The sequence below is a fragment of the Exiguobacterium sp. s124 genome (assembly GCF_018617485.1).
GTDB lineage: Bacteria > Bacillota > Bacilli > Exiguobacteriales > Exiguobacteriaceae > Exiguobacterium > Exiguobacterium aestuarii.
Genome location: NZ_JACSKH010000001.1, coordinates 1,550,514 through 1,572,012 on the forward strand (window position 1 = coordinate 1,550,514; position 21,499 = coordinate 1,572,012).

21 protein-coding genes are annotated in these 21,499 nt (G+C 48.8%); all 21 read right to left on the reverse strand.

Annotation, left to right across the window (positions count from 1 at the left end; all coding sequences use genetic code 11):
* Positions 1 to 19: 19 nt before the first annotated feature.
* Positions 20 to 1,390, reverse strand: coding sequence for an ATP-dependent protease ATPase subunit HslU (gene hslU, locus KNO85_RS08110; protein ID WP_214788832.1), 1,371 nt, complete (start codon positions 1,388 to 1,390; stop codon positions 20 to 22).
* The gene (gene hslV / locus KNO85_RS08115; protein ID WP_214788835.1) at positions 1,387 to 1,935 is read right to left on the reverse strand and encodes an ATP-dependent protease subunit HslV; all 549 of its coding nucleotides are present in this window, start codon (positions 1,933 to 1,935) and stop codon (positions 1,387 to 1,389) included. Before hslV ends, hslU begins: the two co-directional genes overlap by 4 nt.
* Before the next feature lie 11 nt (positions 1,936 to 1,946).
* Positions 1,947 to 2,828, reverse strand: a complete 882-nt coding sequence (locus tag KNO85_RS08120; RefSeq protein WP_214788838.1) for a tyrosine-type recombinase/integrase — start codon at positions 2,826 to 2,828, stop codon at positions 1,947 to 1,949.
* A gap of 184 nt (positions 2,829 to 3,012) precedes the next feature.
* Positions 3,013 to 4,323: an FADH(2)-oxidizing methylenetetrahydrofolate--tRNA-(uracil(54)-C(5))-methyltransferase TrmFO gene (gene trmFO / locus KNO85_RS08125; RefSeq protein ID WP_214788840.1), complete on the reverse strand. Its 1,311-nt coding sequence runs from the start codon at positions 4,321 to 4,323 to the stop codon at positions 3,013 to 3,015.
* Complete coding sequence (gene topA / locus KNO85_RS08130) at positions 4,323 to 6,419, reverse strand: type I DNA topoisomerase (protein ID WP_214788844.1); 2,097 nt, start codon at positions 6,417 to 6,419, stop codon at positions 4,323 to 4,325. Before topA ends, trmFO begins: the two co-directional genes overlap by 1 nt.
* Positions 6,420 to 6,484: 65 nt before the next feature.
* Complete coding sequence (gene dprA / locus KNO85_RS08135; RefSeq protein ID WP_214788847.1) at positions 6,485 to 7,279, reverse strand: DNA-processing protein DprA; 795 nt, start codon at positions 7,277 to 7,279, stop codon at positions 6,485 to 6,487.
* Between the two features lie 50 nt (positions 7,280 to 7,329).
* Positions 7,330 to 8,247, reverse strand: a complete 918-nt coding sequence (gene sucD / locus KNO85_RS08140; protein WP_214788850.1) for a succinate--CoA ligase subunit alpha — start codon at positions 8,245 to 8,247, stop codon at positions 7,330 to 7,332.
* A 12-nt stretch (positions 8,248 to 8,259) separates the two neighbouring features.
* A complete protein-coding gene (gene sucC / locus KNO85_RS08145; RefSeq protein WP_214788853.1) occupies positions 8,260 to 9,420 on the reverse strand; it encodes an ADP-forming succinate--CoA ligase subunit beta in 1,161 nt (386 codons plus the stop codon).
* Between the two features lie 121 nt (positions 9,421 to 9,541).
* Positions 9,542 to 9,802, reverse strand: coding sequence for an EscU/YscU/HrcU family type III secretion system export apparatus switch protein (locus KNO85_RS08150; protein WP_074034763.1), 261 nt, complete (start codon positions 9,800 to 9,802; stop codon positions 9,542 to 9,544).
* Entirely contained in the window at positions 9,799 to 10,644 is an 846-nt protein-coding gene (locus tag KNO85_RS08155; protein WP_214788856.1) for a hypothetical protein, read from the reverse strand. The genes KNO85_RS08150 and KNO85_RS08155 overlap by 4 nt, the downstream gene beginning before the upstream one ends.
* A gap of 14 nt (positions 10,645 to 10,658) precedes the next feature.
* Complete coding sequence (locus tag KNO85_RS08160) at positions 10,659 to 11,411, reverse strand: ribonuclease HII (protein WP_214788859.1); 753 nt, start codon at positions 11,409 to 11,411, stop codon at positions 10,659 to 10,661.
* Between the two features lie 41 nt (positions 11,412 to 11,452).
* Positions 11,453 to 12,313 carry a ribosome biogenesis GTPase YlqF gene (ylqF, locus tag KNO85_RS08165; RefSeq protein WP_214788862.1) on the reverse strand — a complete coding sequence of 287 codons (861 nt, stop codon included), beginning with the start codon at positions 12,311 to 12,313 and terminating at the stop codon, positions 11,453 to 11,455.
* Between the two features lie 12 nt (positions 12,314 to 12,325).
* The gene (lepB, locus tag KNO85_RS08170; protein WP_074034770.1) at positions 12,326 to 12,868 is read right to left on the reverse strand and encodes a signal peptidase I; all 543 of its coding nucleotides are present in this window, start codon (positions 12,866 to 12,868) and stop codon (positions 12,326 to 12,328) included.
* Positions 12,869 to 12,950: 82 nt separating this feature from the next.
* Complete coding sequence (rplS, locus tag KNO85_RS08175; protein WP_015881369.1) at positions 12,951 to 13,304, reverse strand: 50S ribosomal protein L19; 354 nt, start codon at positions 13,302 to 13,304, stop codon at positions 12,951 to 12,953.
* A 114-nt stretch (positions 13,305 to 13,418) separates the two neighbouring features.
* Complete coding sequence (gene trmD / locus KNO85_RS08180; RefSeq protein ID WP_214788865.1) at positions 13,419 to 14,135, reverse strand: tRNA (guanosine(37)-N1)-methyltransferase TrmD; 717 nt, start codon at positions 14,133 to 14,135, stop codon at positions 13,419 to 13,421.
* A complete protein-coding gene (gene rimM, locus KNO85_RS08185; RefSeq protein WP_214788868.1) occupies positions 14,125 to 14,640 on the reverse strand; it encodes a ribosome maturation factor RimM in 516 nt (171 codons plus the stop codon). The genes trmD and rimM overlap by 11 nt, the downstream gene beginning before the upstream one ends.
* A 54-nt stretch (positions 14,641 to 14,694) precedes the next feature.
* Positions 14,695 to 14,970 carry a 30S ribosomal protein S16 gene (gene rpsP / locus KNO85_RS08190; protein WP_015881366.1) on the reverse strand — a complete coding sequence of 92 codons (276 nt, stop codon included), beginning with the start codon at positions 14,968 to 14,970 and terminating at the stop codon, positions 14,695 to 14,697.
* 82 nt (positions 14,971 to 15,052) lie between these two features.
* Positions 15,053 to 16,393: a signal recognition particle protein gene (gene ffh, locus KNO85_RS08195; protein WP_214788871.1), complete on the reverse strand. Its 1,341-nt coding sequence runs from the start codon at positions 16,391 to 16,393 to the stop codon at positions 15,053 to 15,055.
* An 11-nt stretch (positions 16,394 to 16,404) separates the two neighbouring features.
* On the reverse strand, positions 16,405 to 16,728 hold the full coding sequence (locus KNO85_RS08200) for a putative DNA-binding protein (protein WP_214702252.1): 324 nt from the start codon (positions 16,726 to 16,728) through the stop codon (positions 16,405 to 16,407).
* A 96-nt stretch (positions 16,729 to 16,824) separates the two neighbouring features.
* Positions 16,825 to 17,850: a signal recognition particle-docking protein FtsY gene (ftsY, locus tag KNO85_RS08205; RefSeq protein ID WP_214788874.1), complete on the reverse strand. Its 1,026-nt coding sequence runs from the start codon at positions 17,848 to 17,850 to the stop codon at positions 16,825 to 16,827.
* Positions 17,847 to 21,404, reverse strand: coding sequence for a chromosome segregation protein SMC (gene smc, locus KNO85_RS08210; protein ID WP_214788877.1), 3,558 nt, complete (start codon positions 21,402 to 21,404; stop codon positions 17,847 to 17,849). Before smc ends, ftsY begins: the two co-directional genes overlap by 4 nt.
* Positions 21,405 to 21,499 lie beyond the last annotated feature (95 nt).

Consider the following 21,499-nt stretch of genomic DNA (forward strand, 5'->3'; position numbering starts at 1 on the left):
TGTATGTGCATACAGAATCTTATAAAATATATTGGCTGAGGTCTCGGTCATCTGCGATTGACCCGACTTTAGCTTGTACGTAAGCGGGTGTGATTTCCACGCTTGTTTGTGGCATGTCTGCCGCTTCAAATGAAAGATCTTCAAGCACACGCTCCATAATAGTATAGAGTCGACGTGCACCGATGTCATCGGTCTCGCGATTGACATGCGTCGCAATTTTTGCGATTTCTTCAATCGCTTCATGCGTGAATCGGACCGTTATTTCTTCCGACTCTAATAATGCGGTGTATTGCTTGATCAAAGCCTGAGATGGTTCAGTTAAGATTTTGACGAAGTCTTCCTCCGTCAAACTATTCAATTCGACGCGAATCGGGAAGCGACCTTGCAACTCCGGAATCAAATCAGACGGCTTCGCCATATGGAACGCACCGGCTGCGATGAAGAGAACGTGATCCGTTTTGACAGGTCCGTACTTCGTAACGACCGTAGACCCTTCGACAATCGGAAGGATATCGCGCTGCACACCTTCACGAGAGACACCAGCATGGTCTTGTGACTTCGTCGCAATTTTATCGATTTCATCGACGAAGATGATTCCCATCTGTTCACTGCGCTGAACCGCTTCGTCATGCACTTCATTCAAATCTAAAAGATTTTCAGCTTCTTCCGCCACGAGGAGCGGTCTTGCTTCGCGGACAGTCAACTTACGTTGCTTCCGTTTCTTTGGAACGATTTGCCCGAGCATGTCTTGAAGGTTCGATAACCCTTCCATCCCTTGTCCTTGGAACAAATCCATCGTCTGCTTTTCTTCCAGTTCAACTTCAATGACCCGTTCTTCAAGTTCACCAAGTTCAAGAAGACGGCGAAGTTGTGCCCGATCATTTTTTGACGTATCGGTTGTCGATTCTGGTTGTTGGGTCTGTCCACCGAACAGTGCCTCAAACGGGTTTGAAGCACTCGGTGCAGCTTTCGCTTTCCCTTGCAAGGCGTCTAACAACCGCTCTGTCGCTGCTCGTTCTGCAGGCTCCTTGACGTCTTCTTTCTTCTCTTCTTTCACGAGACGAACGGACGCTTCGACAAGATCTCGAACCATTGACTCAACGTCCCGACCGACGTAACCAACTTCCGTAAACTTTGTCGCTTCCACTTTGACGAATGGTGCTCCGACTAACTTAGCTAAACGGCGGGCGATTTCGGTCTTCCCGACCCCTGTTGGACCAATCATTAAAATGTTTTTCGGTGTGACTTCGTCGCGAAGGTCCGCACTCAATTTCTGGCGACGGTAACGGTTACGTAAGGCGATCGACACAGCCCGTTTGGCGTCCTTTTGTCCGATGACGAACTTGTCTAGTTCCGATACGATTTGTCTTGGTGTCAACTCTCGATTCATTCAGCAACGCCTCCGATCGTTTCTACAATGACTTGATCATTCGTATACACGCAAAGCTCACCGGCAATTTCGAGAGCGGCTCTCGCGATCTCTTCTGCTGACTTCTCAGCAGAATGGCGGACGAGCGCGCGTCCTGCCGCGAGTGCATAGTTCCCGCCTGACCCGATTGCAAGGATGCCATCGTCTGGCTCAATGACTTCTCCATTCCCAGAGACGAGCAACAAATGTTCCGCGTCCATGACAATCAATAGAGCCTCGAGCTGTCGCAACATTTTATCACCGCGCCACTCTTTAGCAAGCTCGACCGCGGCACGCGGTAAGTTACCGTTATACATTTCAAGTTTCGATTCAAACTTCTCAAACAATGTGAAAGCATCGGCTACGCTACCTGCAAAACCGGCAACGACTTTACCACCGTACAGGCGTCTCACTTTCTTCGCCTTGTTTTTCATAATGACGGCATTCCCGAACGTAACTTGGCCATCTCCGCTCATCGCGCATTGGCCATTGTGTCGAACTGCAAAAATCGTTGTTGCATGAAACATATCGTAACCTCCTACTTTCTTGGATGTGTCGCTTGATAAATCGAACGTAGTCGTTCTGTCGATACGTGGGTATAGCGTCCAGTCGTGGACAACGATTCATGACCGAGCAACTCTTGGACCGCGCGCAAGTCAGCCCCCCGCTCCAATAAGTCCGTTGCAAAACTATGTCGCAACGAGTGCGGGGTCAACGGCTTATGTACCCCACTCTGTTTTCTCAAGCGCTTCATGACATACCGAATTTGGTCTGTTGTCATCCGATTCCCTTTTTGACTCAAAAATAATGCGTTTTCTGTCGGGAGTCCGACGTCTTTACGTATTTCGATGTACCGTTTCAATGATTGTACGGCATATTGACCAATCGGAACGTACCGTTCTTTCTTTCCTTTGCCCATCACATGAACGAAAGCTAAGACTTCGTCAAAGGATGAAAGGTTCATCCCACAAAGCTCTGCGACGCGGATGCCCGTTCCATACAACACTTCGACGATGGCGACGTCTCTCGCCTGTAAAAAAGGATCATCTTGAATGGAAGCCGCTTCTAATAATTGTTCGACCTCGGTCGGGACGGCGAACGTCGGCAAGGATTGTCGCTTTTTCGGTGAAGTCAGGTCATGAAACAAGGGCTCTCCCCCGTGCTCCCTTGCCATATACTTCCCGAACTGTTTAAGGCAAGATACTTTCTGAGACACCGTAGATGTGGCCAATTGTTTCTCATAAAGGACATATAAATAACGCCGCGCCGTCTGTGCATCGTAGGGATCTTGATGCGTCGATTGGCAATATGCGGCGTACTGGTCGAGCGTTTGCTCGTAGGAGCGTTTCGTATGAGGAGACAGTCGACGTTCAATTTGGCAGTAGCGTAAAAATGATTGTCGATCCTCTAAGAATCCCATTTTATCGCCTCCTCGATGACACGTAAAAACGCATGTTCTCGTCAAATCGAAATTAGCATAGCATACAGAATGTATGGTGACAATAGATAGTCGTTCAATAATCTGAAAATTTTCAAAGTATGAAACAAAATACACAATTGAAATTTTATTTCAAAACAAAAGAGCCAAAAAATGGCTCTCTTGTTCAAAGGTCCTTAAACTGCTGAATCGTTTCTAAAGCTCGGTTGGCGTAACGCTCATACCGTTCTTGTTTTTTCATTTTCTTCGGAGCGTCCTCTAACGTTGGGACCAATCCAAAGTTCGCATTCATCGGCTGGAAATGCTTTCCGTCAGCTGTCGTGATGTAGTGCGCCATCGAACCGAGCATCGTTTCACGTGGTAACACGACGAGCTCTTCTCCCGCGATCATCTTCGCTGCGTTGATTCCTGCCAACAATCCAGATGCCGCTGACTCAACGTAACCTTCCACGCCTGTCATTTGACCAGCGAAGAAGAGCGTGTCTCGCGTGCGTGCTTGATACGTCGGTTTCAACAAGCTCGGCGAATTGATGAACGTGTTGCGGTGCATCACACCATAACGAACGATATCTGCATTCTCAAGTCCAGGAATGAGACGGATGATCCGTTTCTGCTCGCCCCATTTCAAATGCGTCTGGAAACCGACAAGATTATAAAGCGTTCCTGCCGAGTTATCCTGACGCAACTGTACGACCGCATAAGGACGTTTACCTGTCTTCGGATCTTCTAAACCGACTGGCTTCATCGGTCCGAAGAGAAGTGTCTTCTTCCCACGCTGGGCCATTACTTCAAACGGCATACATCCTTCGAAGTAAATCTCCTTTTCGAACTCTTTCAGTGGAACGACTTCTGCTTTGACCAGTTCTTCATAAAACACGTCAAACTCTTCTTCCGTCATTGGACAGTTCAGGTAAGCAGCTTCACCTTTATCGTAACGTGACTTCAAATAGACTTTATCACGATCGATCGTATCTCCGTCTAGAATCGGAGCGGCCGCATCGTAGAAGTAAAGATAATCTTCACCTGTGAACGCTTTGAGCGATGCCGACAAATCTGGAGATGTCAGTGGGCCTGTCGCAACGATGACAATCCCTTCAGGAATTTCTTTTAGTTCTTCAGTATGCACTGTGACGTTCTCGTGGTTCTTCAGTTTCTCGGTGATGAACCCAGCGAATTCATGACGGTCGACAGCGAGTGCGCCACCAGCTGGGACGCTTGCCGTGTCTGCCGCCTTCAAGATGAGTGAGTCAAGCGTTCGCATCTCTTCTTTCAAAACACCGACCGCGTTTTGAAGACCGTTCGCACGGAGTGAGTTCGAACAAACAAGCTCCGCGAATTGATCCGTGTGGTGCGCCGGCGTTTGACGTACCGGTCTCATTTCATACAAATCTACTTGAATACCACGCTTGGCGAGTTGCCAAGCCGCTTCGGAGCCGGCCAATCCGGCCCCGATTACAGTTACACGTTGTCGCAACATTAATCCTCCTCTTGCTGATGTACCTCGGTATGGGTACAGTTCGTACATTGATATTTCACGCCGTCTTTAATTTTCTTCTCGACCATCAAACTGTCGCACACCGGGCACGGTTTCGCAACTGGTTTGTCCCATGAGACGAATTCACATTCTGGATAGTTCGAGCACCCATAGAAGAGGCGACCTTTTTTACTTCGACGTTCCACGATTTGTCCGTCCTTACAGTCTGGGCAAGGTACACCAATCTCAACTTGAACTGGCTTAGTGTTCGTACAGTTCGGGAAGTTTGAGCAAGCCATGAACTTACCGTATCGTCCCATTTTGATGACCATCGGCGAACCACATACTTCACAGTCAATTCCTGCAGGTTCATCTTTTACTTCGATTTTCTCAATCTCTTCTTCTGCACGTTTTAAGCGCTTCTCGAATGAACGATAAATCGGGGCCACGACTTCTGTCCACTCGACTTCTTTATGCTCGATCGAGTCAAGGAGCGTCTCCATGTCTGCCGTGAACTGAACGGTGATGAAGTCATTGAAATATTCGTCAATCATTTCAATCACGAGTTCACCGAGCTCTGTCGGAAGGAATTTCTTCTCTTCTAAGACGACATAACCACGGCGTTGGATTGTATCGAGTGTCGGCGCATACGTCGACGGGCGACCAATACCGAGCTCTTCCATCGCTCGGACGAGTCGTGCTTCTGTATAACGTGGCGGTGGTTGCGTGAAGTGTTGTTTCGGTTCAATCGCTTCGAAGCTGACCGTATCTTCGACTTCAAGAGGTGGTAACAAGCCCTCTTTCTCTTGATTCGTATCTTCGATGTCATCGTCTTTCGATTCGATATACACTTTCATGAAACCTGGGAATTTGACGGTCGAGCCATTCGCACGGAAGATCATACCGTTCGATTCGACGTCGATTTTGACAGTGTCGAGCACTGCCGGCGCCATTTGACTTGCGATCAAACGCTCCCAAATCAATTTATAAAGGCGCAACTGGTCACGAGACAAATAAGGTTTTAGAGAAGCAGGGTCACGGAGTGCTGAAGTCGGACGAATCGCTTCGTGCGCATCCTGTGCGTTTGCCGCTTTCTTTTCCTTTTGCTTCTGTGAGGCGACGTATTCTTCACCGAATGTCGATTCGATGTACTCTTTCGCCTCTCCCTTCGCCAAGTCCGAGATTCGTGTCGAGTCTGTACGCATATACGTGATCAGACCGACCGTCCCCTCTTTCTTACCGAGGTCAATCCCTTCATATAGTTGTTGGGCGAGCATCATCGTCTTCTTCGCACGGAAATTCAATTTACGTGCCGCATCCTGTTGCAACGAACTTGTCGTGAACGGCAACGAAGCGTTTCGTTTTCGTTCTTTCTTCGTCACGTCGATGACTTTAAATTCGTCGTTGATGGCGTCAAGAACGGCTTGAGCGTCTTCTTCAGACTTCAATTCCATTTTCTTCCCATCTTTTCCGTAAAATGAAGTCTCAAACGTTTCCCCATCGTGATTCAAGTCGAGCTTGATTGTCCAATACTCTTCTGGGTCGAACGCATTGATTTCACGTTCACGGTCAATAATCATCTTCACGGCAACTGATTGTACTCGTCCGGCAGACAATCCTTTTTTGACTTTCTTCCATAATAGAGGACTCATCCCGTATCCGACGAGGCGGTCTAAAATACGTCGAGCTTGTTGCGCGTCGACGAGGTCATGATTGATTTTACGTGGATGTTTGAATGATTCTTTAATCGCATCTTTTGTAATCTCGTTAAAGACGACGCGACATTCCGTCGTTTCGTCTACGCCGAGTGCGCGAGCCAAGTGCCAGGCAATCGCTTCCCCTTCTCTGTCGGGGTCGGCCGCGAGAAAGATTTTTGTGGCTTTTTTCGCCGCTGTCTTCAATTCTTTTAATACCGGTCCTTTACCACGGATGGTAATATACTTCGGTTCAAAGTCATGTTCGACGTCTACACCGAGTTGACTCTTCGGTAAGTCGATGACGTGTCCCATCGAAGCTTTGACCATATAATTCGGACCTAAATAACGTTTAATTGTTTTTGCTTTCGCAGGTGACTCAACGATCACCAAATATTTTGCCATACATCTGCTCCCCTTTTAGAGGTCATTTAAATCCCTACCATAATATTCATGTTCTCACCGGTTTGTCAACGTACAATCCTGAGATCTCGAATAATTTGATCGGAATTCGTCAATGGAATCGCCCCTTCTTCAATCAATCGATTCGGTCCTTCCGCTAGAGGATCAAGCGGTGAACCCGGTACCGCGAAGACCGTCTTTCCCTGCTCTAGCGCGTGTCCGACCGTGTTCATCGTCCCGCTCTTTCGTCTCGCCTGTAAGACGACGAGTGTATCACCTAGACCACTCACCAATCGATTTCTTTCCAAAAATTGAAATTTTTGAACAGGTGTGTTCGGGGCATATTCACTCAAGAGAATTCCTTGCTTCGGAATTCGCAAGAGCATATTTCGATTCGCTGCTGGATAGAGGTTGTTCAGTCCAGCTCCGAGCACCGCCACGGTCGGACAATTTTTATTTAAAGCATGCTCGTGCACGAGACCATCAATGCCAAGCGCTCCGCCCGAAACCGAAATAGTTTCTTCTATTAAAGAGTGATAGTGTCGCACTAACGATTGACTGATCCGATTCAACTCACGACTTCCGACCATTGCGGTCGTTCTTTCTTGTAGTACCTCTAAATCCCCATCGTAAAACAAACAGTATGGCGGGTTTGGAATCTCGAGCAATCGCTTTGGAAAAGACTCATCTTCCCATGTGACAAAATGAGTATACGATTCGCTTGAGCGAAGAGCCAAACTGGCTCGCTTCCAAACATGTGTAGAAAATTGAGTGCGATGTGTGTCTAACGTCCCGTTCAAATAATGATGCACGAATTCAACAGGAATGCGCGCAGCAGCAAACCGAGCTATTGTTTGATTCATCACAATCTCCCCTTTAAAAAAATGAGGGATGCAAGCATCCCTCATGATTCTTATGTCGTCGGTTGACCCGTGACACACGCTTCGTATAGACCTTCTTTTTTCAAGACACGAATCAACGTTTCACCGATGACAGCTGGTGTTTCAGCTACTTCGATCCCATTCGCGTTCAATGTCTTGATTTTTTCAGCAGCCGTCCCTTTACCGCCTGAGATGATCGCGCCAGCGTGTCCCATACGTTTGCCTTCAGGAGCCGTCTGTCCGCCGATGAAGCCGATGACCGGTTTCGTCATGTTCGCTTTCACCCATTCAGCCGCCTCTTCTTCAGCCGTTCCACCGATTTCCCCGATCATGATGACAGCTTTCGTGTCCTCATCATCGTTGAACGCTTTAAGCGTATCGATGAAGTTTGTTCCATTGACTGGGTCTCCACCGATTCCGACAGCTGTCGATTGACCGATTCCTGCCGTCGTCAACTGATGAACTGCTTCATACGTGAGCGTTCCAGAACGTGACACGATTCCGACATGCCCTTTCGTATGAATATAGCCAGGCATGATTCCAAGTTTTGCTTCTCCTGGCGTGATGATTCCAGGACAGTTCGGTCCGATCAAACGAGCCGGTTTGTCTTCGAGATAGCGTTTCACTTGAATCATGTCCACTACAGGAATGCCTTCTGTAATACAGATGATGAGTTCAATCCCACTGTCCGCTGCTTCCATGATCGAGTCAGCAGCGAAAGCTGGAGGTACGTAGATGATTGATGCGTTCGCACCCGTCGCCTCGACCGCCTCAGATACCGTGTTGAAGACTGGAACGTTGTCGAGGACCGTCGTTCCACCCTTACCTGGTGTGACACCACCGACTAATTTCGTGTTATACGCAAGCATTTGTTCACCATGGAACAAACCTTGCTTCCCTGTAATCCCTTGAATGATGACTTTCGTATCTTTATTCGCCCAAATACTCATGTCGTTTCCCCCTTATCGAACAAGTGCTGCGATTTTTTCCGCACCGTCAGCCATCGAGCTAGCTGTCGTGATCGCAAGTCCAGATTCATCGAGAATGCGCTTCCCGGCATCAACGTTCGTTCCTTCTAAGCGAACGACGAGTGGTAAGTCGAGTCCGATTTCTTTCGTCGCTGCGACAATCCCCTCTGCGATGATGTCACACTTCATGATTCCACCGAAAATGTTAACGAAGATTCCTTTGACTTGGTCATCTGACAAAATCAATTTGAACGCTTCCGTTACTTTTTCTTTTGTCGCACCGCCGCCTACATCGAGGAAGTTAGCGGGTTCAGCGCCGTAATGTTTGATGATATCCATCGTCGCCATCGCAAGGCCAGCACCGTTGACGAGACAACCGATGTTTCCGTCAAGCGCGATGTAGCTGAGGTCATGTTTAGATGCCTCGACTTCACGTGGATCTTCTTCCGTCGTATCGCGAAGTGATAGGATGTCTGAATGGCGATAGAGTGCGTTGCTATCGAAGTTCAATTTCGCATCAAGCGCGATGACGTTTCCGTCTTTCGTCGTGACGAGTGGATTGATTTCTGCGATTGTGCAATCTGTCTCGACGTATACTTTGTACAACTTCATGACCATGTCACTGAACTTGTTCACAAGTTTCGTCGGGACTTCCATTTTAAATGCGAGACGACGTGCTTGGAATGGACGCAAGCCCACAACCGGGTCGACAATCTCTTTATGAATCTTCTCAGGTGTATGTTCAGCGACTTCCTCGATGTCCATACCACCTTCAGATGAACCCATGATGACAATTCGGCCGATCGAACGGTCAAGCACGAGTCCTAAGTAAAATTCTTGGTCAATCGCAGAACCTTCTTCGATATAGAGACGCTGGACAACTTTTCCTTCCGGACCTGTTTGGTGTGTCACGAGCGTTTTCCCGAGAATTTCTGAAGCGTATTGCTTCACTTCTTCATCTGTCTTCGCAAGTTTGACGCCACCTGCTTTACCGCGGCCACCTGCGTGGATTTGTGCTTTCACAACTTTCAAATCACCGTCAAGCTTGGCAGCAGCTGCTACAGCTTCTTCAACAGTAAAGGCTGGATAACCCGTCGGAACGGCTACCCCAAACTCTCTTAACAATTCTTTCGCCTGATACTCATGGATATTCATATGTTTTTCCCCCTTAGTCCCCTTTAATATCGGCACGTCTATTGTAACGAAAAACTGAAAGCGCTGTCTATCGTTCTTGCTTTAAGTTTTCATCTTTTTTTCACATATAACCCTAGACAAATCAAATTTTATCTTGTTCCATCTGATAAAGAAACACAAAAAGTTCGGCAATGACCTGATAGACGTCCTCTGGAATCTGCTCTTCGATGTTTAAGGCTGAGAGTAAGGAAAGGAGTGCCGGGTCCTCATGAACAGGGATTCCGTTCGCCTGGGCAATCTCAAGCATCCGCTCAGCGACGATGCCTGTCCCTTTCGCCACGACGTGCGGGGCATCCATCGATTGCTCATAAGAGAGTGCGATTGCTTTCTTTGGATCGTTCATATTTGGAGATCCACCTTTCCAAGAGGCGCAAATGTTTCGGGTACACGTTCACGCTTTGCTTCGTATGAAAATGAAGACAAATCAAAATCGACACGTTTCAACCCTTCTTTTAGAAGCGGTTCGTATGTACGAACGTATGGACTTAAATCGTGAGTCTCATTAAATACCCGAACGGACACGTACCGTTTTTGGATCAATACATCGATTCCTGTTTCACCAAAACGTGGTGTTTCGAGAAACAAGACGATGCGGGCATGGTCGGAATCGATCGCCTCTCGCTTCGGTGCCTCTAAACGAAGTTGAACGTGCTCGAACGGACCTAGTTGCGGTATGTGAAATGCTTGTGCGACGAACGGTGGACTTTGGGTCGCGTTAAACGCTTCCTGAGCTCGCACAAACTGTTCGAATTTCGGCTCGCCTTTCGCTTTGAACAGTTCGCCGACGAGCGTCTTTACATCAGACCCCGCCCCGCTCTCTAGCATCGCTTTCCCGGCTGTCTTGACCGATTCTGGTGTCGGAATCGGTTCCCGAATGAAACGGGCGAGCTGTTCGCCTAACGCCTGGAGAGGCGACTTGGCAGCTGTAAGTGATTCTGATGCTTGTGGGACGACTTTCAAGACAAGCTTCGGCTCGACATCCGTGACGACCATTTTATACGTCACATTCTCTTTGACGTTCGCATTGACGCCGACCCGGAAGATTCCTTGCGGCAACTGCATGACCGCCTCATTTCCGGGCAGAAGTTGTAACACTTTCCCGACAATTGTATTCCCGAGTAAAAGCGGTCGCGACGTCTGTTCGGTCACTTTGAACGGTAAGACTCCTTGATGATCGATCCGCAACGCTACCACTCCTTTCACATGTGCTTGATTGGGGCGAATGTACGACGATGGATCGGCGTCACCCCGTGACGTCTCAAGCCTTCTAAATGTGCCTCCGTCCCATAACCAGCATTGTTGGCAAACCCGTAGCCAGGATACGTACGGTCGTATTCTTCCATCATCCGGTCCCTGACGACTTTAGCGATGACACTCGCCGCTGCAATCGATACGCTCAGCGTGTCCCCCTTGATTAGAGACTGTTGGGGAAGATCGAGATCGAGTTTCATGGCGTCGATCAACAGGGCATCGACCTCACCGACTTGACGAATCGCCTCCATCATCGCAAGCTTCGTCGCTTCATAGATATTGATGTCATCGATTACCGCAGGCTCGACGATTCCGACACCGACTTCCGCGACTTCCATGATGAGATCATACGCCGCGTTTCTAGCCGTTTTCGACATTTTCTTCGAGTCGTCCAATCCTGCAATATAAAACCCTTCCGGCAATAGAACGGCGGCCGCCACGACGGGTCCCGCGAGAGGGCCCCGTCCGACCTCATCCACCCCGACAATTCGAGTGAACCCTTCCGCCTTCCATTCACGCTCATACGCCATCCGACGTTCGAAATCGACCCGTTGCGCCTGAACTCGTTCGAATTGGCGCTGTTTTTGCTTAAGCAACGTTTGTACGCCCGCTCGGGGGTCTTGTGACAGGGTGGGAAAGAGTTGTACCCATTCTTCATATCGGATGTCCTCTAGTTGTTGTTTAATCTGTTGAATCGTCACGGTCTTCCTCCTATTCAAAAAAGCCCTGTTTACACAGGGCTTTACGCCATTTCATGGTCAGCCGGTGTCTCGAGCGAGATCCGTCCGATTTTCTCATGTCGTAGTTCATTCAAAAGCAGTTCGCTTGCCTTTTCAAAGTCGACATAACCGCCACTGATTAAACCGCGCTTCTTCCCGATCATCTCAAGGAGCTCCACGCCGTCTTCAGGTAACGTTTCGAGCTTGAATCGTTCCTTTAATTGTTCCGGATAACGAGCATGCAACTCACGAACCGTATACAAGGCGATATCGTCCAAGTTAAGAATCTCATCTTTAATCGCGCCTGTCGCGGCTAGACGATACCCGACGAGCTGGTCCTCGAATTTCGGCCAGAGAATCCCTGGCGTATCCAAGAGCTCCATCTCGCCGCCCTTCATCTTGATCCACTGCTGACGCTTCGTCACGCCTGGTCGGTCACCTGTGATGGCGATGTTACGCCCGGCAAGACGGTTGATGAGTGTCGACTTCCCGACGTTTGGGATCCCGATGATGAGCGCACGAATCGGTCCAGGGTTACGTCCCTTTTCACGCATGCGGTCATGTTTTTCTTTCATCAACTTTTGAGCACCTGTGATGAGCTGTTTCAAGCCTTTGCTATGCTTCGCATCGACTGCGACGACTTCAACGTCCTCACTCTTCAAGGCGCGTAACCATGCATCCGTCACGGCCGGGTCGGCCATGTCTGCCTTGTTCAAGACGATGAGTCTTGGCTTACCAGCCGTAATCTCGTCGACCATCGGGTTGCGGCTCGATTGCGGTACACGTGCATCCACGAGCTCGATGACGACATCAATCAATTTTAATTTTTCAGTAACTTGTCTTCTTGCTTTGGCCATGTGGCCAGGAAACCATTGAATTGCCAAAAAAGCACCACCTTAATCTTCTACCGTGCCAACATCGTCGAGCGGCCAGAAGATGAAGTTCGTCTTGCCGACAATCTCCTCTTTCGACACAAATCCGATTTCACGACTGTCCTTCGAGTTTTGACGGTTATCTCCCATGACGAAGTATGAGTCTTCAGGAACGACTGACTCGCCTGTCACTTGTTCAAGCGTGAAGTTCTCCGTCAACGGGAAACCGTTCATCTGTGCGCGGAACTCGTCTAAATACGGTTCTTCAACCGCTTCACCGTTAATATAGAGCACGTCATCTCGATATTCGAGCGTGTCGCCTGGGATGGCGATGACACGTTTAATATAGTCTTTTGATTCTGTCGCATGGAATACGACGATATCGCCTCGGTCTAGCTCACCAACATAGTTCGAAATTTTACTGACGATCATTCGATCCGCATTGTGGAGTGTCGGCATCATCGACTCCCCTTCAACGATGACAGGAACGAAGATGAACGTCCGGATGACGAACGCGATGACAAGAGCGACAACGATGGCCTTTAGCCAACTAAACACTTCTTTCAACTTCACTCACTCCTCTATCCATTTGAACTTATTGTACTAGAAAAAAAGAAGCTTGTCGCAAGCGACAAGCTTAATTCCCATCTTAACGACGGATTTCTTTAATACGTGCTGCTTTACCGCGAAGGTTACGGAGGTAGTAAAGTTTCGCACGGCGAACTTTACCGTAGCGTACTACTTCGATTTGCGCAACGCGTGGTGAGTGAAGCGGGAATGCACGCTCAACACCTACGCCGTAAGAAATCTTACGGACTGTGAATGTTTCGCTGATGCCGCCACCTTTACGCTTGATAACAACGCCTTCGAAGATCTGGATACGCTCACGCGTTCCCTCTACAACTTTAACGTGGACACGTACTGTGTCACCAGGACGGAAAGCAGGTACGTCCGATTTGAATTGTTCTTCTGTGATTTCACGGAACAGTTTTTGTGTGTTCATGAATCATATCTCCTTTTTCTTCAATGTTCATATCTTCATATGCCCAAGCATCCAATAGCGGAACATCGGTAATCGATGGGTTTAACCCACATGCTCAAACATAGCATATATTTCTCAATCGCGCAACGATTGAAGAAACTTTTTATCGTCTTCCGTCAGCTCGATTTGCTCGAGTAAATCCGGACGACGTCGATACGTTCTCGCGAGCGATTGCTCGCGTCGCCACGTCTCGATACGAGCGTGATTTCCAGACAGGAGGACGTCCGGCACTTTCAACCCGCGAAATTCCGCAGGGCGTGTGTAGTGCGGATACTCAAGGAGACCGGTCGAGAACGAATCGTCTTCGTGGCTCGCCTGATCACCAAGGACGTCCGGGAGCAGTCTCACCGTCGCATCAATCATCACCATCGTCGCGAGCTCCCCACCCGTCAAAACGAAATCGCCGATGGACACTTCGTCCGTCGCCAGTTCATCGTGGATGCGCTGGTCGAATCCCTCATAATGTCCACACAAAAAGATCAGATGCTCTTCACGGGCCCATTCTTCCGCCATCTGTTGATTGAACGGCTTTCCGGTCGGCGTCGTGAGAATGACACGTGGTGACTTCGCTTCGATCGAGTCAAATGCATCAAAGATTGGTTGTGGGGTGAGCAACATGCCCGCCCCTCCTCCGTACGGATAGTCATCGACTTTATGATGCTTGTTCGTTGAAAAATCCCGAAAATTGATGAACGACATATCCACTTGTCCGAGCGCTCTCGCTCGGCCGACGATGGAATGGTCGAGCGACTTGAACATGTCCGGGAATAACGTCAACACATCAATCTTCATCGTCAATCATTCCAGGGATTGGGGTGATGACGACCCGTTTCGCTTCCACGTCAATCTCTTTCACGACCGATTCGATGTAAGGAATGAGCGCGTCCGACTTGCCTGGTCGTTTGATGACCCATACGTCGTTCGCACCTGTCTCAAAGATATCATCGATTACCCCGATCGCCTCGCCATCGACAATCGCCTCGCAACCGATAATCTCGTGATAGTAATATTCATTCTCCGAGAGATTGTGCACGTGTTCGGCATGGACGTACAACTTCAACCCTTTATATTTCTCGATGAGGTTGATGTTTTCAAATCCTTTGAACGTGACGAGATGAAACTGTTTATGCGGACGATATGTCGTGATCGTCATCTCTTGTTTCGTTCCGTCCACGTCAAGGAACAACGTATTTCCTTTTTTAAATCGTTCTTCAGGGAAGTCTGTCGCCGCCAAAATCTTTACTTCCCCTTTAAGGCCGTGCGTATTGGCGATTTTCCCAACGTATAACCAATCCATTCGCGTTCCCTCCTCAACAAAATAGGCCGACCTCAGAAAAGGTCGGCCACATCATTACTTCGCGTTTTTCGCGTTGTGGAATTTCTCCATGATCCCTGCTTTAGAGAACAAGTTACGTACTGTGTCAGATGGCTTCGCGCCGTCTGCCAACCATTTGAGAGCGAGTTCTTCGTTGATGCGAACTTCAGCTTCTGGTTTTGCAACCGGGTTGTAGTGACCAACTTGCTCGATGAAGCGACCATCACGTGGTGAACGTGAGTCTGCTACAACGATACGGTAGAAAGGTGATTTTTTTGCGCCCATGCGCTTAAGACGAATTTTAACTGCCATGGTAATATACCTCCATCATGTGTTTAAGAATTGACAACTTTTATAGTATACAGCTTTTTTGTCCGACTGACAAAAGTTTTTGTTAGAAGAACGGAAGACCTAAGCCCTTTTTCTTCCCTTTCATTTGTCCTGACATTTGCTTCATCAGCTTCTTCATGTCATCGAACTGTTTGATGAGACGGTTCACTTCCTGAATCGAGCGACCGCTCCCTTTTGCGATCCGTTTCCGACGACTCGCATTGAGCACTTCCGGGTTGGAACGCTCATGTTTCGTCATCGAACGAATAATCGCTTCGACGTGATCGAGTTGTTTCTCGTCGATTTGGACGTTCTTCAACCCTTTCATCTTACCTGCACCAGGTAACATCGAAAGTAATTCATCAATCGGGCCCATGTTTTTCACTTGACCCAACTGTTCAATGAAATCATCGAACGTGAATGACGCGTCGCGAATTTTGCTTTCTAGCTCTCTCGCTGCGTCTTGGTCCATTTGTGTCTCGGCTTTTTCAATGAGCGAGAGCACGTCCCCCATTCCAAGAATCCGTGACGCCATGCGCTCTGGATGGAATGGTTCGAGGGCATCCAACTTTTCTCCGAGACCGACGAACTTAATCGGCGCTCCCGTGACTGCCTTGATCGAAAGGGCTGCCCCGCCTCGTGTATCTCCGTCGAGCTTTGTGAGCACGACCCCGGTGATTCCGAGTTTCTCATTGAAACTGTCGGCCACATTGACCGCATCTTGACCTGTCATCGAGTCGACGACAAGGAAGATCTCATTTGGTTTGGCAATCGTCTTCACATTTTCGAGCTCACCCATGAGCGTCTCGTCGATATGAAGGCGACCCGCCGTATCGATCAACACGAAATCGTGATGATTTGTTTTTGCGTACTCGAGTGCTTTCGTCACAATCTCTTCCGGCTTCACTTGATCGCCAAGTGAGAAGACCGGTAAATCAAGTTGTTTCCCGAGTGTCTCGAGCTGCTTGATTGCCGCCGGACGATAAATATCCGCCGCGACGAGAAGTGGACTGCGGTTATGCTTTTTACGAATCAAGTTCGCTAGCTTCCCGGTCGTTGTCGTCTTACCTGCCCCTTGTAGCCCGACCATCATGACGACTGTCGGTGGTTTCTGACTAAATGAGATCGGGACGACATCGCTTCCCATCAAATTCGTCAACTCTTCGTGAACGATTTTGACGACTTGTTGACCTGGCGTCAATGATTTCATGACATCCTGACCAACCGCACGCTCTTTCACGTCATTGACGAATTGCTTGACCACTTTAAAGTTGACGTCGGCTTCTAGTAAGGCGAGGCGAACCTCACGCATCATCTCTTTGACATCAGTCTCCGAGATTTTCCCTTTACCACGCATCTTTGAAAGCGTCGCTTGCAACCGTTCTGATAATCCTTCAAATGCCATGCTCCAGCCCCCTACTCTAAATTCTCAAGCGCAGAAATCGTGGCATTCACGTCATCCGTGAGCTCGACTTGACGTTTGAGGGTCTGAAGAAGTTGCTGACGCTGTTCGAATTTTTCGAATAGAGCGAGCTTTTCCTCGTACTGTTCAAGCATCGTTTCTGTACGCTTTATGTTATCGTAGACCGCTTGACGGCTGACTTCAAACTCTTCCGCTATCTCTCCGAGCGAGTAGTCATCTAGGTAATAAAGAGACATATAGTTGCGCTGTTTCGGTGTGAGGAGCGCTTGATAGAAATCGATGAGATAGTTCATGCGATTCGTTTTTTCGAGCGTCAAACCTTTCACCTCCACATGTTAAGTGAAATCCCTTTACAACTACCTATAGTACAGCCGTGCCTAGTACTTGTCAAGTTTTTTTCTTAACAGCAAAACTTAGGCGAGGTCTTTGTTTGTGTCCTCTTTTTCAGTCGAGTCGTCTTCTGACTTCTCTTCGAAAACGTCCCCGAATAACCCTAGGACGAACTGTTCTGGATCGAACTCTTGTAAATCGTCCATCTTTTCACCAAGACCGACATATTTGACCGGGATGTCGAGTTCATTTCGAATCGCGAGCACAATCCCACCTTTAGCCGTCCCGTCGAGCTTCGTCAAGACGATTCCGCTCACGTTCGTCGCTTCTTTGAACGCTTTAGCTTGAATCATGGCGTTTTGTCCTGTCGTTGCATCTAATGCGAGCAAGACCTCATGCGGACCGTTCGGAACTTCTCGTTCGATGACACGCTTCACTTTTTCGAGTTCTTTCATTAGATTCACTTTATTTTGAAGACGTCCCGCCGTGTCACAGATGAGGACGTCCATGTTACGCGACTTCGCGGATTGGACGGCATCGTATACGACAGCAGCCGGATCTGATCCTTCCGTTTGACGGATAACAGGAACGCCGACACGCTCTCCCCAAACTTGGAGTTGTTCGATTGCCCCTGCACGGAACGTATCCCCTGCCGCGAGCATGACGTTACGACCTTCCGACTTCAATTGATGCGCCAGTTTTCCGATTGTCGTCGTCTTCCCGACCCCGTTCACACCGACAAACAAGATGACCGTAAGTCCATCTTGCATATTCAGTTCGCGGTCTGATTCGTCTTCTTGGAGGCGTTTCGCTACTACTTCAACGAGTGCATCCCGAACTGCGACCGGGTCTTTTAAGTTGCGACGTTTCACTTCTTCTTTCAAATCTTCGACAAGATCCATCGTCGTCGTGACGCCGACATCCGCTTGGATGAGCAAATCTTCGAGTTCATCGAAGAAGTCCTCATCCACCTCGCGGAAACGATAGACGAGGTCGTTGACGGCACTCGCAAACCCGTCACGTGTCTTCGTCAACCCGTCTGTAAACTTTTGTGACACCTCTTGGGTAGATGTCGTTAATTTCTCTTTTAATTTCTTGAAAAAACTCAACGTGATTCCTCCATCTCTTCATCCATTTCTACGACACGTTTTGCTTCAGACAGTTCGACCGATAACACTTCGGACACCCCGTTCTGTTGCATCGTGACGCCATAAAGCGTGTCCGCCGCTTCCATCGTGCCTTTTCGGTGCGTAATGATGACAAACTGCGTATCAATCGATAGCGTGCGAATATATTCCCCGAACCGGTGTACGTTCGCCTCATCAAGAGCCGCCTCGACCTCATCGAGGACACAGAACGGTACCGGACGCGTCTTCAGTATCGCAAACAATAAGGCGATCGCTGTGAGTGCGCGTTCTCCACCAGACAATAGACTGAGCGTCTGTAGCTTTTTGCCAGGCGGTTTGGCAACGATCTCGATTCCTGTGTTCAGCAAGTCCGATTCATCAACAAGTTTTAAGTCGGCCTCACCTCCACCGAATAACTCGGTGAACGTCTGTTTAAAGTGTGCCCGTACGTTCGTATACGTTTCTTTAAAGAGACGTGTCACTTCACGGTCCATCTCGGCGATGATCTCATACAAATCTTCTTTTGCACTAACCAAGTCATCTCGCTGTTCAGACAAGAACGTAAAGCGTTCGTGAACGCTATCGAACTCTTCGATTGCATTCAGATTGACCGGTCCGATCTCCTCAATCTGACGAACGAGCAATTTAAACTCTTCTTTCGCTTCATCAAGAGGAATCTCGAGCGCTGGTAAAAGTTCTGCGACAAGCCCCTGTTCTTCTAACGCATCGAGCTTCCATTGTCGCTTTAATTCGAACTCTTGCTTCGCCGTCTCTAGTTTTCGGACGACCGCTTCTGCCTGTCGTCGCGCTTCCGTCGCCTGGTCGACACGCTGACGCATGATCCGGTACGCTTCTTCATTCGACTTGAGCGTTGTTGCCATTGCTTGTAGCGACTCTTGAATCTCGTTGAATTCGAGCTTGGCCGTGGTAAGCGTCGCTTCTAATTCAGCAGATGAAACGACTTCTCCACTATCGAGGCGTGTGAGTTCACGCTCCATCTGATTGTTTCGTTCCTGTAGACGATTAAGTTCAGTCGTCAAGCGCTCCAATTCATATCGAACACGTTCTTCTTCGAGCGTATGGCGTTGCAGGTCGAGTTCGTTTTGGCGAAGCGCCGTTTCGAGTTGCCCCGTACTCTCGGCACTTTTTGACTGTTCGGCACGGAGCGATTCTAGACGGACACGAATATCCGCTTGCTCTTTGTCCGTATCTGCCAAGGCTTTCGTCAATCGTTCGAGCTCGGCTGTCGACGTCTCAATCGTCCGTTCATAGCGCATCATCTCGTGATCGAACAGTTCAAGTTGTGATTTGGCATCGAGTGAGGCACGTTCAGCAGTGCGGTAAGTAGCCTCGACATCTCGAAGCGTGACTTCGACGGTACGTTTTTCGTCTCGAAGTGTCGATAGTGCTTGAGTAATCGTTGTCAATGCTTCCGTATACTCTTGAAGACGTTGCTTTTGCTCATGGAGCATGGCAAGACCTTGTGTCAATCCTTGTTTCAAGTCATCTAGTTCACGCGATTGTGTAAACAAAGCCACACCTTGCTTACGACTACCACCTGTCATCGAACCGCCGACGTTCACGATGTCTCCCTCGAGTGTGACGACGCGGAAACGATATCCGGTCGACTGTGCCATTCGGTTCGCGACTTCTAACGTCTCCGCGACGAGCACCGCACCGAGGAGTGATTGTTTTAACGTCTCAAACGATTCGTCCGTCTCGACCAAATCGGACGCCACACCGACAAACCCATTCATCGATTCGAGGCGATGCATCACTTCGGTCGGTACGAATCTCGGCTTGATCGTCGTCAGCGGCAAGAATGTCGCACGACCCGCGTTCGCTTTTCGCAATTGATCGATTTCACGGCGACCGACTGTCTCGTCTGTGACGACGACATGTTGCTGCGTCTGACCGAGAGCTGTTTCGATCGCTGCTTCATACGAAGGACGAACACGAATGAGTTCAGCGACGGCACCGAGCACACCTGCAGAACGATTTTTCAACACGAACTTGACCGCATGGAAATAACCTTCATACGATTGCTTCATCCGTTCGAGCATTTCGATCCGATCTTCTGTTTTTTGACGACGACGCTCGAGATCATAGTAAGACGTCTCCGCCCGCGTTAATTTCTCACGGATCGTCGTTTCTTGATCGTGAAGTTCCGCCTCTTTATCAGTCAATTGTTCAAAACGACTTTGTACCTCTTCGTACTGTTTTTGCGCCGCTAACAGTGTCGCTTCTTGTGAAGAACGGTCATCGAGACGGTGTTTATTCTCACGAAGAAGTCGTTCTTTCGACTCGATGGCGACATCGATATCCCGTTGTTCCCGCTTTTGTTGGTTACTGATTGTCGCTCGCGTGGTCGCGAGTTCGAACGCTTCACTTTGTAACGCTTCGATTTCAGAATTGAAATCACGCGATGCGGCTGTCAATTGTTGTTGAAGCGCATCTCTCGCCTCAGTCGTTTGGCGCAACGTATCTACTTTTTGAGACAATTCATCACGAACGGTCTGCAACCGTGTCTCAAGCTCTGCCATCTCAGCTTTTACTTCTTCACGTTGACGCAAGAGACGGTCTTTCATCTCGGCACCGTGCTCTTCTTGGGCTTTTGCGAGCTTGATGTCACCCGTCAAACGCTCGACATACGTCGACTGTTCGCGCTCCTTTTGATTCAATTCAGCCAACTCGTCACGAAGTGTCGAAAGTGTCGCCTCGAGTTGACTACGTTCTTCGGTAAGGTTCTGTACCGAACGGTCGGAGTTAGACAATTGCTGAATGGATTCTGTGTGACGTACCGTCACCTGCTCGATTTCTTGTTGAAGCATTTGAATTTCGGCACCCATGATACCCGTTTCAAGCTCGTCATGACGGGCTTTTGCCACTTTATACTCCCGAGCAAGCGCTGCTTGTTCGCGAAGGGGTTCTACCCGGTCAGCCAACTCAAATAAGATGTCGTCGACACGAGATAAGTTCAACTCCGTATCTTGTAATTTACGCTCAGCCTGTTTTTTACGCTGGCGATACTTGAGGACTCCCGCCGCCTCTTCGATGACAGCCCGGCGATCTTCCGGTTTCCCGGAAATGACTTGTTCGACCCGACCTTGCCCGATGATGGCGAATGCATCGCGGGAAAGACCTGTGTCTAAAAACAAATCAATCACGTCTTTTAGACGACATGGTTTTTTATTCATAAAATAGTCGCTGTCCCCACTCCGGGTCACGCGACGGGTCACACTCACTTCTTCATAAGGGAGACGTAACTGTTCGTCGCGATTATCGAGGACGAGTGTGACCTCGGCGACGTTTCGGTGATTCTCACCTTCACTTCCGGCAAAGATGACATCTTCCATCTTGGCACCGCGCAGTGATTTGGCCGACTGTTCTCCAAGTACCCAGCGAACAGCGTCCGATATATTGGATTTCCCGCTCCCGTTCGGCCCTACTACAGCCGTGACGCCGGGACGGAAATCTAATTCAATTCGCTTGGCAAATGATTTAAAGCCAGCGAGTTCGATTCGTTTTAAGTGCATCGTGACCATCCTATCCGCAGTAAGCATTCATCTGTATATTTTACCACAGTTAACAGTTCGTCAAAATGCCAGAATCATGCTATTCTTAAAAGAAC

Coding starts and splice junctions, on each gene's coding strand:
- sucD (WP_214788850.1), bottom strand. CDS start 8,247: ATGAGTATTTGGGCGAATAAAGATACGAAAGTCATCATTCAAGGGATT.
- dprA (WP_214788847.1), bottom strand. CDS start 7,279: ATGAATCAAACAATAGCTCGGTTTGCTGCTGCGCGCATTCCTGTTGAA.
- trmD (WP_214788865.1), bottom strand. CDS start 14,135: ATGAAGATTGATGTGTTGACGTTATTCCCGGACATGTTCAAGTCGCTC.
- topA (WP_214788844.1), bottom strand. CDS start 6,419: ATGGCAAAATATTTGGTGATCGTTGAGTCACCTGCGAAAGCAAAAACA.
- hslV (WP_214788835.1), bottom strand. CDS start 1,935: ATGTTTCATGCAACAACGATTTTTGCAGTTCGACACAATGGCCAATGC.
- rplS (WP_015881369.1), bottom strand. CDS start 13,304: ATGAACACACAAAAACTGTTCCGTGAAATCACAGAAGAACAATTCAAA.
- KNO85_RS08120 (WP_214788838.1), bottom strand. CDS start 2,828: ATGGGATTCTTAGAGGATCGACAATCATTTTTACGCTACTGCCAAATT.
- KNO85_RS08150 (WP_074034763.1), bottom strand. CDS start 9,802: ATGAACGATCCAAAGAAAGCAATCGCACTCTCTTATGAGCAATCGATG.
- hslU (WP_214788832.1), bottom strand. CDS start 1,390: ATGAATCGAGAGTTGACACCAAGACAAATCGTATCGGAACTAGACAAG.
- trmFO (WP_214788840.1), bottom strand. CDS start 4,323: ATGTTGCGACAACGTGTAACTGTAATCGGGGCCGGATTGGCCGGCTCC.
- ffh (WP_214788871.1), bottom strand. CDS start 16,393: ATGGCATTTGAAGGATTATCAGAACGGTTGCAAGCGACGCTTTCAAAG.
- rpsP (WP_015881366.1), bottom strand. CDS start 14,970: ATGGCAGTTAAAATTCGTCTTAAGCGCATGGGCGCAAAAAAATCACCT.
- sucC (WP_214788853.1), bottom strand. CDS start 9,420: ATGAATATCCATGAGTATCAGGCGAAAGAATTGTTAAGAGAGTTTGGG.
- smc (WP_214788877.1), bottom strand. CDS start 21,404: ATGCACTTAAAACGAATCGAACTCGCTGGCTTTAAATCATTTGCCAAG.
- rimM (WP_214788868.1), bottom strand. CDS start 14,640: ATGGATTGGTTATACGTTGGGAAAATCGCCAATACGCACGGCCTTAAA.